This window comes from Pseudomonas sp. R2-60-08W, assembly GCF_003852335.1.
In the GTDB taxonomy this organism is placed as follows: Bacteria; Pseudomonadota; Gammaproteobacteria; order Pseudomonadales; family Pseudomonadaceae; genus Aquipseudomonas.
The window spans coordinates 3,752,665-3,769,766 of record NZ_CP027731.1; the positions used below are offsets into that span (position 1 = coordinate 3,752,665).

General features: G+C 62.8%; 5 protein-coding genes. All 5 read left to right on the forward strand.

What is annotated here, in order from left to right:
• Positions 1-204: 204 nt before the first annotated feature.
• Complete coding sequence (locus C4J90_RS17020; protein WP_124420404.1) at positions 205-540, forward strand: hypothetical protein; 336 nt, start codon at positions 205-207, stop codon at positions 538-540.
• A gap of 100 nt (positions 541-640) precedes the next feature.
• On the forward strand, positions 641-1,576 hold the full coding sequence (locus tag C4J90_RS17025; protein ID WP_124420405.1) for a hypothetical protein: 936 nt from the start codon (positions 641-643) through the stop codon (positions 1,574-1,576).
• A 2-nt stretch (positions 1,577-1,578) separates the two neighbouring features.
• Positions 1,579-5,154 (forward strand): hypothetical protein, encoded by a 3,576-nt coding sequence (locus C4J90_RS17030; RefSeq protein ID WP_124420406.1) that lies wholly within the window; start codon positions 1,579-1,581, stop codon positions 5,152-5,154.
• A complete protein-coding gene (locus C4J90_RS17035) occupies positions 5,151-6,509 on the forward strand; it encodes a hypothetical protein (RefSeq protein WP_124420407.1) in 1,359 nt (452 codons plus the stop codon). The genes C4J90_RS17030 and C4J90_RS17035 overlap by 4 nt, the downstream gene beginning before the upstream one ends.
• A gap of 16 nt (positions 6,510-6,525) precedes the next feature.
• Positions 6,526-16,938: a peptidoglycan-binding protein gene (locus C4J90_RS17040; RefSeq protein WP_124420408.1), complete on the forward strand. Its 10,413-nt coding sequence runs from the start codon at positions 6,526-6,528 to the stop codon at positions 16,936-16,938.
• The last annotated feature ends 164 nt before the right edge of the window (positions 16,939-17,102 follow it).

Sequence of the window (17,102 nt, forward strand, 5' to 3'; positions counted from 1 at the left end):
TTTAGCCATACCCTGCCCCATTCCAAAAAGCCATCTGATTACAGTCAGTTGGACGCTAAGCAAGCCACGCGCTCGTCGCAAAACTGGCGAAAAAACGCACCAAATTCTGTTAACGCCCTTCCTTTACAGGCGAAGAAGCACGCCTAGACTCTCACTCGATTCAGCTCCCTGGATCATGACCAACACTGGAAAAGGATATTCAAAATGAACGCCTTCACTTCGGTAAATACCGTCACCACGCCCCTCACCATCAACTGCAACTCCGTGACCACGTATAACGGCGATCCCAACGAAACCACCAAGGTCACGTTCAACTACCAGAACAACCTGCTGTGGGCGACCCAAGTCAATAACACTGCCTCAACGCAAATTCTCGCCGCCGACGCCCCTGCCGGACCGGTGATCCTGCGCGCGGGCGCCAAGGTGACGCTGCAAAACGTCGGCTCGGGGTTCAGCATTCTGTTCACTGGCGTCATCGTCGACAGCGGTTCCGAGACGCCTTTCACCAGCACCAACATCGGTACATTCAGCCTTTCCTGATCCATACGGGTTCTTTAGCCAGACCCCATCCTTGAAGCCGGCGGACGCGCACGTACGCCGGTTTCATTAACGCAGTACGGGACATGGACGGTACCCTCGCGTGACAAAGCATCGGATGCTTTATACCCGGGTTTGCTGGTTAACACTGGGCGCGATTCTGGCAACCATCCTGTGGGTAATGGCGACCGGCAGACATGCGCTGACGGGTTTGCCTGACGGGTTCAGCCACACTTTTTCCAGCGTCGAGTTCGCCTCCCTGACCTCGGGCTGCGCCGACCTCGTTCCCGATCCTTCCGCCTCTTCGGCGCCCCCGGCACCGTGCCTGCCAGGGCCGATACTGCTGCCCGGCATGAACGTCAGCCGTCAGGTGGGTCCGGTGCTGTTCGTTCTGATCGTCGACAGTCGCGAGGCCCGGGTGAACGCCGAACTGTCCATGGGCGGCGCTGGCCTGACCGGGTTGAGCATGACGGCCGACACACCCACTGCCACCTTTGACCTGGCCAGCGATGGGCAACGCATACATGGCAGCCTGGGCGCATTTTTCTGTGCCCCTCCGAACACTTCGCATGTGCTCGCCGACTTCAATATCGAAGGCACGCACGAGGACAACAAGGACAGCGCGCAAGCCTATCGCGGCGACCTTATCCGCTGGCAGAGCCCAACCACCAGCGTGATTGCCCAGTACCGCCAACCCTTGTTGCCGGACCTGCAAGTGACCGTGGAACTGCTTGATCCCTACAAACCCGACAGCAGCAACGCGTTGACGGCCCAAGTGAGTTTCTACTACGCCACGAACCTGATCGACCGCTACACCGTGATGGCCACCGCCAGCCCCGTGACCCTGCGCAAATCCAGCGTCGGGCCGGTACATATCCAGGGTGGAGCCTTGTCGTTTCGTCCCGCTACCCAGGAACAGCGGGGGCAGCTCAGCCTCGATGGCACTTTCCAGTCTGGCCATAACCTGCCCAACCACTACGCCGGCAGCATCGCCGACTGGTCGTGGATTCGTGGGCGTGCCGACAATTGCAGGGGATAGACATGACCAGCCGCGCCGCCACCCCGTCCGACTATCAGCAAATTGCCAACAGCGCGGCCTATGCGCTGCCCGATGACAGTGGTTATGGCTGGCGCGGCTACGTGATGCCCCAAGGCACCCTGCCCGCCAATTTGCCGGCCAGCCTGAGCCCCGCCGATGCGTTCGATAAGCAGGCCGGCCATTACCTGTTCGCCCCCAGCGAGCCGGTCAGCCTAAGCAGCGACCCGTCGGCGTTTGTCACCGCCCTCTATGCCTTTCTGTTTGCCGTCGAGCAGCGCAACTTCGTCGGCAGGGCGCTACTCTGGTTGCCGGGCAGCAACCTGCCGGCGCCCAAGAACTTCAACGACTATGGGTTGCGCATCAGCCTGGGGACATCCTGCCAAGTGCAGAACAACCTCAACATAAAGCTCGGCGACCGCCTGACCTTCTTCATCAACTTCGGCACCTTCGTCAAATACGATGCCGACCTCAACGCGTTGCGCCTGAAGTCCAGTACCGGGATCAGCATGGGCTTCAACGACAAACTGCAGGCAGACAGCGGCCTGCAACTGACTCCCCCACTGCAGCCGTTGGCCTATGTACCGCTGGACGGAAGCCAGGCCGCCAGCCTGGTTTATGCTTCGACCTACAACCCCGTGGCTGCGCTGCGGTATTTCCAGACCGGCTTTGCCTATGTGGTCAACACCGGGAACGGCAACACCCTGCTCAACTACCCGGTGTTCAACCCGATCGGCATGCCGGCCACGTTGAACATGGGCGGTGTCCTCGACCCGCTGGACCGGCTGAACCAGCACATCAGTGCGACGCAACTGGCCGCCGGGTTGATCCGAACCGGCCTAACCTTCGCCGCTGCCGGCAGCACTTCGCTGCCCAGTCAATGGCGCAGCACTGCCGGCAACCCCATCAATCTGGTCCCGCTCAATGGCCTCGATGCCAATGGCTGGCCGCTGCCCCACGCGGCCAGCCTGGTGTTCTGCGATGATGGTGCGAGCTACAGCCTCACCCTGAGCGGTGACTATGGCTTGAGTGTGCCGACCCTTCCCGCCGCCGTCGGGCAATCGCTGTTGTGCGGTATCTTCGGTACCGAATGGCTGAGCTTTTCCAATTACAATCCCGCGGCCAGCCCCACCGAAAATGACCGCATACGCCTGCTCGCCGCTCAACCGGCGTATGCACCCATCTTTCCATTCCCGACCAGCAGCCTGGTGTCCCCCACCAGCGGCGCGGTCACCGCCCTGCTGACCGGCGATTACCGGACCTCCTGGAGCAGCCTGATTGCCGGCGCCTCTATCCCGGCCTACAGCGCACAGCCCGACGGCAGCCCGCTTTATGGCCAGGCCGCGGCCGCTGGCGACACCGTGATGCTGGCCCCCGCCGCGCCACGCACACCGCTCCCGCAAACCCCCGGCTTCGCCTTCCCTCTGGTGCCGTATGCCGGCATGCCCAATACAACGGGCGTCAACCTGACCCAGTTCGAGAGCGAGATTCTTGCCGCCTCGCGCAAGAGCCTGATCAGCGCCGCCACCCTGCCGGGCAAGCGGGCTGCACGGCTCAAACGCCTGCAACGGGGCCCGGCTGGCGCGGCCGAAAAAACCGATCGGGCGACCACACCGCAAGGCTTGCTGGTGGACCTGGACCCGGACGGTATCGGCTACCGCAAAGTGCTGCTGGCACGCTCGAAATCTGCCGAGAGCATGCTGGATTTTGCCTTCGAACAGCCCACCGAGGCGCTGCACGAGGCGCTGCAAACCAATCAGTTATTTCTCGTCGGCGTCAACCCGCAACCTTTTTTCACCCAGGGCGCAACGTTCAGCAACCACCTGGAGATCGCCGACTGGCACTTCATCGCCAATATCGGTGCCGGCGTGCAAACCACCAGCTACCGCAACGTGCTGATCATGAAATATTGCAGTGGCAGCCTGAAAGAGCGCATCGACAATCCCAACCGCTGGACCCTGCCCGAGACGTTCTCGAAAACCGCAGACCTGGTGCCGGGGCTTGAGACCCTGGCCTACACCGGTTTGTCCCAGTGGCTGCAGGACTTCATCAGCGCCGCCGAGCTCAAGGCCGCCGCCACACCGGACAGCCTCTATGCGGACTTCGTCGCCCAGGTCAACGACCCCGAATGGAAAGGCTTTATGGTGCTCAACGCCGACCTGCCCTTGGACAGCCTCCCCGAGCAATTGGCCGGGATCGCCGCCGGCATCGATTACAGCCGCTTTCTCGCCCACCACTTCGGCGCCAGCGTCAGTCGCATCAGCCATCAGGACGACACCTTGGATATCCAGGGCATTTCCAACCTCTTCGGACTGATCGACTATCAGAACCCGGCTTATGAACAGGCCCGGGCCAACGGCGCGGACGCCGACATGCCCATCGCCCTGGCCACGACCGAAGGTTATGCCTTCAGCGTCCTCCAGCTCCAGGCACTGTTTCGTCAGTCCAGGCTGGTGACCTTCAACAGTCGTATCCAACTGAGCCTGGACCGCCTGTTCGGTTCAGCGATCCAGGCCACACGACGCGCCGAAGATCCGAGTGCCGTAAATGCCATGGTCCTCGACGGCAGCGCCCTGCAACAAAACGACACCACCACCTATGTCTTCGAACAAAGCCAGAGCTACCTGTTCAACCTGGACAGCAACGTGCTGCCGGCCGCATCCGTCAATCGCATCCAGTTCAACACCCTGGGCAGCCCGGACAGCGGCGTCACCACCGCCAGTCGTTTCCTGTTGTGGGGCAAGCTGGACTTCGCCCTGCTCGAGACCTCCGCCGGGCCATTCGACCTGTTGTCCTTTGGCAGCGAAGACGGCAGTGCGCGCAACGAGGGCCTGGCTTATACCAACCTGCAGATCGGCATGAGTTTTCCCAGCGCCACACCCAACGCCGTGAGCTTCAGCTTCAATCCCGGCAACCTGGGATTCGATCCGGTCACCAGCCAGGTTCGCGGCAAAAGCCTCTACAAGGGTTTGACCCTGCAGCTCAAGCAATTCATCCAGGCGCCGGAACAGAAGAAACCCGCGGATTACGGTTTTCTCCCGGTCCTGCCGGAGAACCTGTCGCTCAAGCCTATGTCCGGAGCCTGGTCGGGCATTGTCTACAAAGTCACCATGGGATCGCCCGGCGCGTTGGTCTCGGGCGCTGGTTTCGAGTCCGACCTGTTGGTTGCCTGGTCGCCCGACAGCCAGAGCACCGACGCCAACCCCATGCTCTTCGTTGGCTTGAGCCTGCCGGGCGCCGCGCCATCCGCCAGCGTGTTTTCCCTGCAGGGAATCATCAAGGTTTCCACCGGACCGATCAAACTGCTCTACCAGACCATTCCGGGGCAGCCCGATCCGCAGGCGAAATTCTTCAACCTGCAACTGACCGATATCGGCATCAAGATCCTCGGCATCGCCAAGTTGCCCCCGGGGGCGACCCTGCAGTTTTTCCTGTTCGGCGACCCTCAGTCCTCCGGCAGCCTGGGCTGGTATGCCGCCTACGTCAAAGATCCGGACAGCGACACCGAACGTCTGCAGGCCCTGGCGCCGGATACGTCCACGCATCCGGCACTGACCGGGCCATCGGAGACCGCCTCATGACGCGCGTCCTGTACTGGAACATCGAGAGCTTCGGCTATAACAAGATCCGCCCCTTGAGCACCAAGCGGAACCGCGCCGGGGCGTTTATTCCCGACCTGAACGCTGCCGACCGACTGGCGCTGATCCTGGCCCATATCACCGCGTTCAACCCGGACATCTTTGTGGTGGTAGAGACCGCCAGTGGCCCGAGCCACGGCCCAGGCTCACTGATTTCGCCAACCGGCGGCTGGCAAGGTTGCGTGGAGCTGTTGTTGCGCATCCGCAACCTGACCGGCCTTGACTGGAACCTGGTGCCGCCTCTGGTGGTCGGCCAGGCCGGGCGAGCCGAGGGTGTCGCGGTGTTCTACAAACCGGTGATCCCGGCGGGCCCCGGCGTGGCGGCCGGCAGACGCTTGTTCACCGGCCCCAACGCCTGGTCACCGGCGGCCAATGGCATCAGCTTCAACCCCACCGTTTTGCCCGCGCCCGCCGCCGGCAACTACCCGCCGCTGCAGACCAACGCTTGTTTTACCGTCGCCGGTCGCGCTATTCCCCCTGCCGCCCTGAACCCCGGCAACCTGTCCGAAAGCCGGTGCGCGGCGCGGGTCGATTTCGTCGATAACCTCGGCGCGCCCCTCAACTATGGCGGCCTGCGCGAACCCTATATGGTGACGTTCTGTGAAACCGTCGACGGCCCGCCCGTGGTGGTGCAGCGCAACCTCACGCTGTTTGCCATCCATTCGCCCCCGCAGTACGTGGCGGCCAATGCCTACCTCAACGGTCTGGCCAACGTGCGTGACATCAGCGCCGCCCTGGGCGCGTTGGAGACCCGGGTCATCACCGGTGATTTCAACGTCAACCTGCTGAGCCAGACCGGCAATGATCCACTGCGCTACGCCCCGCTCACGGGCCTGGGTTACGCCCTGCAACTGCAGCCACCGGCCGCGGCCCCGCCTCCAGCCCTGGATGCCTACATGGGCTATTTCGCCACCCACCTCAAGAGCAAGAAATCGACGATCTTCTGGTCGACCAACGTGGGCGCCGTGCCTTATCCGGGTTACCGCTACATCGGTTCGTCGAGCAGCAGCAACCTGTATTCGATCGACAACATCCTGGTACGTGGCGGCGCGGCCGGGAACTTCACCATCGCCAACACCGTGGTCGGCACGCCGCTGAATGTGGTCAACCCCGCGCCTGGCGGTGCGCCCGTGGGCATGGTGGCCATCGCCAGCGATTTCCAGGCGCCTCCGCTCGGCTGGCCGCCATCACCGGCGCCGGCATTCGCCGCTGGCGACCGGCAACGTTTTCGTGGCTGGCGAAACATGGGGCACATCCGCTCCACCAGCGATCACCTGGCCCTGTTCGTGACGATCTGATTCAAGGAGAAGACAGATGGCCAACAACCCACTGAGCAACCTCGCCGCGGCACTGACTCGCGATGCCGGCGCCCCGATCCTCCTCACCCGTGACTACCTGATCGCAGGCCTGGCGGATGCCGGCGTCAGCGTTTCCGACAGCCTGGACAGCGACCTCAACGCGGCCTTCCAATCGTCTGTCGCCGGGTTGTCGATCAGCCTGACCGCGCAAAGCGTGCAACCGCTGAACCCGACCAGCCAGACGTTCAAGGTCACGGGCGTCAGTGCGCGGTTTCTGCAACAGGACGTGCAGCAGGGGCTGGTGCTGACCTTCGGCCTGAGCGGCATCGACGGCGCGCAGGCCCTGAGCCTGGAGATCGTCACCACGCCGGCCAGTTGGACTTGGTCCGATCTGTCGAGTTTTGCCACCGGGATTCCCTTCAAGTGGGCAGCGATCAGCAACGCGGTGTTCACCTTCAATGACAACCTGGGTCCCTGCCAGGGTTTTGCCGCCAACCTGACGCCGCCCGCCCAGCTCAGCAATGCGGTCGCGGTGGTGCAGGGCCTGGGCTTTCCCACCCTCGCCCTGCCCTTCAGCGGCAGCATGGATTTCGCCAAGGTCGACGGGATCGATATCTTCATGCCGACCACGACCCTGCAGGCGCCTTTCCTCGGCACGGACAGCGGCCTGAAACTGTTGTACCTGAGTGTCGATGCACCGGTTTTCGGGTTGATCATCGGCCCACCGGAACTGCAGGACGGCGACGACCCGGCGCAAGCCTTCTACGACCAGCAGGTCAGCCTGTATCTGGGCCTCGACCTGAGCCTGACGGATCAGCGCGGTCAATCCATCGACTACCAGATGCGCGCCCTGGCCCAGATCAACAATGGCAACGCGTTCAATTTCTACCTCGGTCACAGCGACGACGGCAGCGCCCTGTTGACCCCGGCCACGGTCATCGGCCTGCTGGACAACAAAGGCAGTTTTTTCACGGGGACGCCACCGGTCTTGCAGCAGTTCCTCTCCGGGATCGGCCTGCGCAGCCTCAGCCTCAGCGGCACCACCAGCCCCAGCCTGGCCCTGAGCAGCGCCAGCGTGACCTTGGGCGCAGACCCGGCGGTGATCAATGTCGAGCACCCTTGGGTCCCCTTGCAGGACCCGACCAACCAGTTGGTGTTCGGCGTCACCGATTTCGAGTTGGTATGGGGCATCAACTATCTTCCCCAGGGCAGTGCCTATAGTTTTCTGTTCCAGACCCAGTTCCTGTTGTTGCCCGAGGTGTTCAAGGGCAAGACCACCGGCGAAAACGGCCTGTTCTTCGTCCAATTCAATTCCGACCTCCAGTTGCTTGCACGTTTCGACGGTACCGCCAATCTCAACGACCTGATTGCCGCGCTCACCCTGGGTTTGATCTGCATTCCCAAAAGCTTCGTCGATGCCTCGCTGTCCGACGTAGGCCTGAGCCTTGACGTGGGCGCCAAGAGCTACGCCTTCAACGCCGGCTTCGAACTGGACCTGAACCTGTTCACGCTCGACGGCCTGCCGATACTCTCGGTCACCGACGGTCAGCTTTATATCAAGGCCACCACCCCCACCAGTGCCAGCGGTGTCGCCAATACCGCGCCGGTCACCACTTACCAGGCAGGCATCGGCGGACTGGTTGGCATCGGGCCGTATTTCGCCAACGCCAGCATCGACTATGACGGCACCGAGTCCCCAGCCACCTGGACCGTCGCCGCACGGCTGGCGCAACCGGTGGATGTGCAACAGCTGGTCAGCCAATTCCTCAGCTTCGGTGGCGCCTTCACATTCCCCGACTTCCTGCCCGGCACCCTGCTGGTCGACACGCTTGAGGTGGACGCCACTCTTGCCACCGGTGCGACGCCGATCGACCGCTACACCGTCGCCGGTAGCCTGCGCTGGACCTTCAACCTGGGCCAGGCGTTCAGCGTCGACACCCTGGCCACCCTGAGCCTGAGCTACGACGCCAGCAAACCCGCCCAACAGCAGTACAGTGGCAGCGCCACTACGCTGTGGGATTTCAGCTTCCTCAACGACAGCGTGCTGCTGGGCTATAGCTTTGCGCCCGACAATCAGGGCAGCAATGCCCAATTGAGCCTGTCCTGGGAAGGCTTGACGGCGATTTATCAGGTCGACAAGAAAACCCTGACCTTCACCCTGAAAAACTGGAGCCTGGGGCGTCTGATCCAGAAACTCATGCAGTCCCTGGGCGACCCCTACTTCACGCTCGACTCACCCTGGGACGTGCTCAACCAGGTTTCCCTCGACGGCCTGTCGCTGGTCATCAGCCTGGAAACCAGCAACGGCAGCACGCCGACCATCGCCGCCAAATACACCCTGGCGAGCAAGATCGACCTGGGCTTCATGAGCATCGACGGCCTGGTGTTCGAGCGCAAGAAGGTCGACGGCGTTGACAAAATCACCCTGGGCATCGACGGATCTTCTGTGTTCAAAGGCAACAATCCCGAGGAACAACAGGATTGGAGCAACCTGCTGGATCCCCAGAAAGGCCAGCCTGTGGACAAGCTGCCTTCGGTTCCAGGCCAAGGTACGGACTATTTCAGCCTACCGTTGCTGGTACTTGGCCAACGCGTGGCCATCAGTGGCTACGACAGCTTCGCTAATACCAAAGCGGTGATCGACGCCTTGAAAGCGGTGCCTTCAACCACCGGTTCCAGCAACCCGCTGAACCCTGGCGACAGCGGTACCAAGGGCACGCCGTACTACAACCGCAACAGCGACTGGCTGATCGCCGGGCAACTGTTGCTGCTCAAGACCGGCAAGGACTGGACCGTCGACCTGATGCTGGTATTCAACGACCCCAACCTCTACGGCCTGCGCCTGGCCCTTGCCGGAGAGAAGGCCAAGGCGCTGGGTAATCTGGTGCTCGACATCCTCTACAAGAAAATCACCGACGATGTGGGCGTCTACCAGATCGAATGGACCTTTCCCGACAGCATCCGCAACCTGAACTTCGGTGCGGTATCGATCGTGCTGCCGGAGATCGGAGTGAAGATCTATACCAATGGCGATTTTTTCATCGACATCGGCTTCCCCTACAATCTCGACTTTAGCCGCTCGTTCTCGATTAGCGCGATCGTCTACGGCGTGCCGGTGCTGGGTGCCGGTGGTTTCTACCTGGGCAAGCTCTCGTCGGTCACTGCGACCCAGGTACCGAAGACCACCCAGGGCACTTTCGACCCGGTGATTGTCTTCGGCCTGGGCCTGCAACTGGGCCTGGGCTACAACTTCGTCAAAGGGCCGCTCAAGGCCGGCTTCGCGCTGACGGTATTCGGCATCCTGGAGGGCACTATCGCAGCCTTTCACGCCTATCGCCCGTCCACCGCGCTGGTCACGGCCAACGGCAGTGTGCAGGACGACTACTACTTCAAGATCCAGGGCACAGTCGGGGTCATCGGCCTGCTCTACGGCAGTATCGACTTCGCGATTATTTCGGCGGCGGTCAACGTGCGCATCACCCTGTCGCTCTCGCTGACGTACGAGAGCTACATGCCAATTCCTATCGCGGCCCGAGCCACGGTGGAAGTCAGCGTCAAGGTCAAGATCGACCTGGGATTGTTCAGTTTCAGCATCAGCTTTTCATTCCATGCCGACGTCTCGGCGCGCTTTGAGATCAATGCCCTCAACAGCGGCCCGGCTCCCTGGGCCGAGCCGACCGCGCTGCTGGCTCGCCAGGCTCGGCATCTGCAGCTCGCCGGCCAGCGACGGGCCGTCACACCCAAGGCAATGACGGTGCCGCGCAGTGCAACCAAGCCGGCATTGAACCTGTACGCGACGCCGCAATTTACCGTGATGTGCAACGAAGGCGTGAACAGCTACAGCGGCCAGCAAGGTGCTTTCGTGTTCCTGTTGACCATGGACGCACCGTCCCCGACTCAACAGACACGGCAGGCGGTTGGCTCCAGCAGTTTCGAGCGCTTGTGCGCCGATTACCTGCCGTGGCTGATCGGCACCCTGGGCTCGGCCAGAAGCGAGCAGGACACCTTGGCCGACATCCTCGGCACGTTGGTGGACAAGGCCCTGCTGGAGGTGGATATCGAACGCCTTGCCGACCTGGCCAACCCGCCGTTCGGCATCAGCGAGTTGTTGACGTTCCTGTCGTCCTTCGACGTCAGCATCACCTTGCCCGACGCTGCCAACCAGGCGCAGATCAAGCAGGTGCTGGAGGCCGGCTCGGTGCTGTTCCCGGTCTTCGACGGCCTGTCCCTGAACGTCCCCCTGGCGAACGCCGGTAGCGCGACCCTGGACTTTCTCCAGTACGTGGGCACCAACAGCACCTATCGCAGCAACGTCGCGCAGTTATTCAAGGAACTGGCGGCCGTTGTCACGGCCAAGGATGAGCGCAGCGCGCCGCCGCTGCGCGCTGCAGACGATGCCAACGAATCGATGGCCGCCGTGATTTTTACCGATGCCTTCATGGTCATCGGCCGGCAACTGTTGCAGGTCGCCCTCAATGCCTTTGACGACTACGCCTATGCCACGGCCAACGGCAACTCCATCGAGCAGATTCTGCAATGGACCAATGAAGCACGTGGCAACAGCCTGACCCTCGACGATATTGTCCGGCCCAATGCTGAAGTCGCCTTGACCGGTGGGCTGACTCTGAACATCCCTCTGCCCGCCTATACCCTGCAAAGCAGCGACACCCTGGCAAGCGTCGCACGGGCCTGGTCCGACAGCGCCGTGCCAGCCCGTTGGACGACCACTGCGGCGGGTTTGATCCTGGCCAACGGCAACTCGACAGTGATTGCCGCCGGTCAACTCATCAGCCTGATGGTGGGCAACGACATTCACCAATACACCACGGGCCCCGGAGAAACGTTCAACAGCCTGGCCAGGGCCCTGGGAATCGACCTGTCCGTACTGGCCCGGGACAGCGCGCTGTACATCATGGCCGACCTGCTGTTGCCGGGCCAACCGTTGCTGCTGCCGAGCCTGGCGTACCAGACCGCCGCCGGCGACAGCCTGAACAGCAGCGGCGCACGCTTTGGCGTGAGTGCCATGGCCCTGTTCAGCGATCCGCTGTCCGCCAACGTCAGTGTCGGGCCGCTATTTGCCACGCAACAGATCACCCTGACAGCCCTCAATAGCCTCTTTACCCAAGACCTGTGGGCCGTGGTGGTGGGCACCGATCAACTGGCCCAATTGGCCGGCATGCTTTCGCGCTTTTTGGCCTATGGCCTGCGCTTGCCGTCAAACCCGGCGGGCATGGGCGGCCTGAGCCTGGGCGCGCAATTTCTCTACCCAAACAACCAGAGCGCCTATGGTCTCTATCAACTGACCGGCCAGCAGTTCCCCACGCCAACCGACCAGATGCCCGGGACTGACTTCCCCATCATCCTGAGCCGGGACGCCAGCAGCCATGGTGTCGACTTGTCGTTCGTAACGATCGCCGGCGGCAGCAGCGGCTCAATGAACCTGAACGAGGCCTACAGCAACCTTTGCGTGGTGCTGGCCTACGCGCAAAACCGCAAGTTCCAGCCGGCACCGAGCATCAGCCTGCTGCCGATCGTTGCCCGCAGCCCGAAAGACTATGCGGTTAAAAGCATCTCCCTGTGGTCGACCGCTGACCTGCAGCAGTTGCGTGACCTCTGCCAGCCGAACCTGCGAGCCTCAACCGAAGAGGCGCCCAGCGTGCAACCGATACTCTGGTCCCTGCCGGATGGCCTGGTCCGGCTGAGCAACCAGCGGGTGGGCTGTCTCGCCCCGCAACTGCCTGATCTCTCGCAGCAACTGCCCTACCTGCCGGCCTTCACCCCCTGGGAAGTTTCAACCGACCCCGCGACCCTCGAAACCACGCGCCGCGAAATAGCCTCCTACAGCTACGCGACCCGGGTTGACTTCACCATCAAGCGGCTGCCCCAGGCCCAGCCCGGCGTCATTGCCAGCGATGGCAGCAGCCTGGCGTATACCTACCAACTGCTCGGCCCTTCGGCTACCGATGCGCAATTACTGGAGCGCCTGTTGAGCGCGGTGAGCGAGCTGGGTACGTCAATCATCAGCGGCCAGTTCCTGCTGATGCCCCAGGGCAATGCCAAGGCCAGCAACCTGCTGAGTCAGGCACAGAGCGACTTCCTCGCGTTCCTGACGCAGACCAACCTGTCGACCGAAACCAACCCGCCACCCGACTTGATGAGCCCGCGCACAGCCGACGACGCGGGGCCGCGTGGCATCCTCAATCCTCCCCAGGAAGTGGTAAAACTGCTCTGGGAACTGTCTACCGTCCGTTCGGGCGGCTACTACTTGAGCTATTACGACGTGATCGCCGCCAGCGGGTTGCCCGATGGGATTTTCGACGACAGTGGCACGGCGACCCTGACCCTGGTAATGACCTATCCACGGGGTGCCCTGCAAGGCCGCCTGTGCAACTTCATCAATGCCTTTGTCACCACCGATACGGTGATCCAGCAAGGCAGCCACATGGCCCTGCGCTCGGCCAGCACCGCCGATCTCAGCCAGCCGACCCGCGCCAGTGACAGCCTGGAAAGCCTGGCGACGTTCTACGGTATCGGCTCCGGACGCATTGGCGAACTCAATCCGGGCGCGACCCTGACCACGAACGCACAAGTACCCATAGACGGCATCATTCACTTGGTGACACCGGCCGATTCCAGCGCAGGCAATGGCGTGCCCGCGGCAATCCTCGACAATCTGGCCCGCTACTACTCGGTGGGGGCACTGCAACCGGTCAGTTCCGCGCAGATCGCGGCCCTCAACCCCGGTGTCAGCGCCGCCAGCACCGTGGCGCTGTTCATCCCGGCACTGGTCTATGTCGTTGACGGCAGCCTTGCACCGGGCAACAGCCTGCGGTCCCTGGCCGACTACTACGGGCTCGATCTCGATGCACTGGCGGTCGGCGCCGAGCGGGTAGTCGGGCTGCTGGCCAGCGGCAGTGCGTTGACGCTGGATACCCGGACCTTCGATTTGCAAGCGGTGTTCAACCAAGGCAATGCCGCTTTCAGTGTCCTGCGTGACAACCCGCCACCGGTGGATTCCCCGAGCGTGGACCCGGACGGTTATGCCAGTGCCTACCTGTACAACCTTTACTCGGTGCTGAGTGCAGGCATCGACGGCTCGCCCTGGTTCATCGCCAGCGACCTGGCCCTGCCCTTCGGGCCACAGCGGCCGGACATCGGGGCGGATGAACTTGAGGCGCAAATCCATCGTCGAGCCATGCGCAACCCGCAGAGCCGACGCGAGGCCCTCAACGCTCTGGCCGAGGACAGCCAGTACTTCTATCAGCAAACCCTTGGCCTGGCCCGCCGCGCTACCAGCAATGCCGCCCCGCAGCCGGTGGACCCAGGCCTGCCGTCCGCCTCCGACAACCCCTATCGAGGTGTGGGCAGCTTCGCCCAGGTGAACCTCTCCTGGCTGGACATCTTTGGCAACATCACCGTGACGCCCTTCCAGCAGCCACCGCCCGGCTACAGTGGCAGCCTCAACCATCCTCCGCTGCCGTTGCGCTACAACGACCGCCTGATCGCCCTGTCGGCCTGGCCCAACACCCGCGCCTTCTACACCTATGAAGCCGCTGCCGGCGGCGTGCAACTGGTTATCCACCTGAGCCTCGACACCTCCAGCTACGACCCGGCCGGCGGCGGCGACATCAAGGTCCAGGCCGGTAAGGATCTGGAGATGTTCAGCCTGATCTACTACCAACTGAACCAGTCCTACCAGGACTTGAACCTGCCCTGGTGCAACGGCCGCGCAGTCAGCGTGGAACTGGTCAACAGCCTGTTCGCCCAGCCGCTGAGCCAGCTTGACGTCAGCCAGTCGCAGCCGTTGCTGGACTACATCAACGGGGTGATTCTGTACCTCGGGCAATTGACCCAGGGCGCCGCTGCAGCACCACCCGCTACCGTGCGCCTGTGCCTGGCGGTGGATATCGATAACCTCGCGCCCGGCTCGATCCTGCCCCTGAGCCTGACCCTCGGCCTGCGGCGGGTCTCGACCCTGGTGGCGCCGGATGTCGCCGGCCTGGCCGGCGGCGTGGCGGTGACCAGTACGCTGCTGCCGGTTCCCGATCCAGTGACCGCCAGCACCAGTGGATATAGCGTGTTCGCCGCAGCCTTCGAGGCGCTGTTCCTGCGCCCCGGCGCCTGGCTGACACGGGTCGGCAGCGGCACCGCAGACCCCGGCAGCACGCCGGACGGGCGCAGCCAGACGCTATGGGCCGTCCGTTTCGCCGAGCAGGACGGCGCGGCAGGTATTCGCTACCGCATCGATCCGGTCCCAGGCTACTTCGCAGCCCGGCCGATCGCTAACAGCCTGACCTCTGACAGCGTGCAGATCTACCCCACCTACCGGCCGGACCAGCCGTTCCCTGGCGATGACCTGGCGACACTCAACCTCACGGGCGTCGATCAGAACCTCTGGTTCGAAACCGCCCTCAAGGCCATCGACGGCTTCCTGTCACCGACCTATGCCCCCTCGGTGTTCCTGCTCGACACCCTGCTGGGCAGCAAGGACCCGCTCAAGGACGGTTATCTCGGCAAAATCCTCAGCGCCAAGCAGGCGTTGGCTGACGATATCGCGTCCACGCTGGAACCGGTGCTATCGGCAGGTCCGCAAGACGGGGCAACCCGGGCCGCAGCGGCTGAAAAACTGCGCCAGGCCCTGCTCAACCAGCTGTACTCGGCCTACAGCACCACCGCTATCGTCGGCTTCTGCGTGCAAGGCAGCGCGACCGACCAAACGTTGTCGCTGTACGGCCAGCCGACCGTTTCGGGTTCCAGTCAGTCAACGCCCGGCACAGGGAACGACAACTACGCCTTCGGCAGCGGCCGCATTCGCTTGCAGGCTTCGGTTGGCGAAAGCGCCCTTGCGTTTGTGTTCAATTCCCGCAACGAGGCAGCAAGGAGCTATGTACCACTGGAACTGGCGTTGCAGGTCAGTCACCTGGAACACGACATGCGCAGCGTCCCGGGGATCAGCGGCTACACCCAGTCGAACTGGATCTCATTGATCAGCGGGCCATTGCTGATCCCCTTGGCCGGAGGGCAGACCATGAACCTGCCGGTGCTGCTGCGATCCTTGCCTGAACCACCGACGGTCCAGCGCCAGACGGCGACAGCCTGGGCACAGCCGGCGCAAAGTGCTTCGGACCTGAGCAAGTGGACTTATGCCTTTGACTCCCTGGTCCGGGGTGCCGCCCAGGACAGCCTCAACGTCGCCATAGCCCTGAACACCCCGACAACCAACGGCGCGTTGCGCAGCACCGGTAAAAGCCTGGTCGCGGCGTTGGCCCAGTTCGTCACTGTTTACCCGAGCATCGAAGTGGCCATGCAGCAAAACCTCACCGGGATCAATGTCAGCCAGCCGACCGAAGTGCAAATCGCTGCGGCCCAGCATGCAGTGGCGGCCTTCGTGTACATCGTCCAGGAGGTCACCGATGCCTACCATGCCTGGGCCAGTCCGATCCGCAGTAAAACCGCGTTTGTGCCCCCCCAGGCGCTGACTTGCGCCTTCAGCCAGGTGCTCACTTGGGTGATGGTCGACGGGCAAGAGGCGGCCCAGACCCTGCTGCTGGACATGACCATCAACGATGTGGCGGCCAGCTACGATCCAGGTACCGGCCGAATCAGCGCCACCCTGGCGCAATGGGGCGAGGTCAGCCTGCCGGCGCCACGGGTGGAAATAGATCCGACGCAGTACGAGGCGGTGAATGTCATCGATCCGGACATCCCCGGGGCGGTCGCCTACCGTTATCGCCTCAAGAATGTGGTGCCGGCAGAATGGCTCGATTATGCGCAAGCGCTGCTGGTCAACGAGCGCTGTACCAGCCTGCCGGCCCTCAACGTGTTCGATCATCAGGACGCGTGGGCTTCGCTGTCGGTGGAGCGCAACCGCATCCTGTTCCCCGCCGCGCAGATCGGCACCTTGCACACCAACCCGTTGTTCCGCTTCTCCACACCGGTCGTGCGTTTTGTCGACAGCATCAGCCCCCACATCATCCAGGACAGCTTTTCCCTGGACAGCCTGCCAGTGGCGAAGGCGAGTCTGGAGGATTACTTGAATGTGTTTTTTGCCGCCCTGGGTTCAGGCAGCAACGGCACCACGGTCCAGGTGGGCATGGAGGGGCGCTACAGCTACGACATCGCCGGGCAGGGAGTCGTCGCGCGTACCGTGCTGCCGGCCGCGCTGATGTTGCCGGTGAGCACTTCGCTGAACACCCCGCCCGCCTTCATCAGCACATTCAGCCAGGCCATCGATCGCTGGCGCCTAGCCGAAAAAGCCACGGTCCAGGGCAACGCCCGGATCGACCTGACCCTGCGCGCGTTCAGCGCCGACGATCCGATCCAACTGGCACAGGGAGCATTGCCCTCAGACAACCAGCCGCCGTTGCTGAGCATCGAAAATCTTTGGATATCGGCCAACAAGGTTCCCCCGGAACAAGGAGGTCTATGAGGCGAAAATGCTGCTGACCAGGCAGGTCGCTTTCAGCGGAGCAACGAGATGGTCATGAACCTGGCGTCGAGGCCATCCAGCTAGAACGTCCTGCCTATCGGGCCAAGTGGCGAATAGATCAGCAAGCGCCAGGCGGAATGCCGTCTTTGTTGAAGTCCTTCAAG

Coding starts and splice junctions, on each gene's coding strand:
- C4J90_RS17020 (WP_124420404.1), top strand. CDS start 205: ATGAACGCCTTCACTTCGGTAAATACCGTCACCACGCCCCTCACCATC.
- C4J90_RS17030 (WP_124420406.1), top strand. CDS start 1,579: ATGACCAGCCGCGCCGCCACCCCGTCCGACTATCAGCAAATTGCCAAC.
- C4J90_RS17035 (WP_124420407.1), top strand. CDS start 5,151: ATGACGCGCGTCCTGTACTGGAACATCGAGAGCTTCGGCTATAACAAG.
- C4J90_RS17040 (WP_124420408.1), top strand. CDS start 6,526: ATGGCCAACAACCCACTGAGCAACCTCGCCGCGGCACTGACTCGCGAT.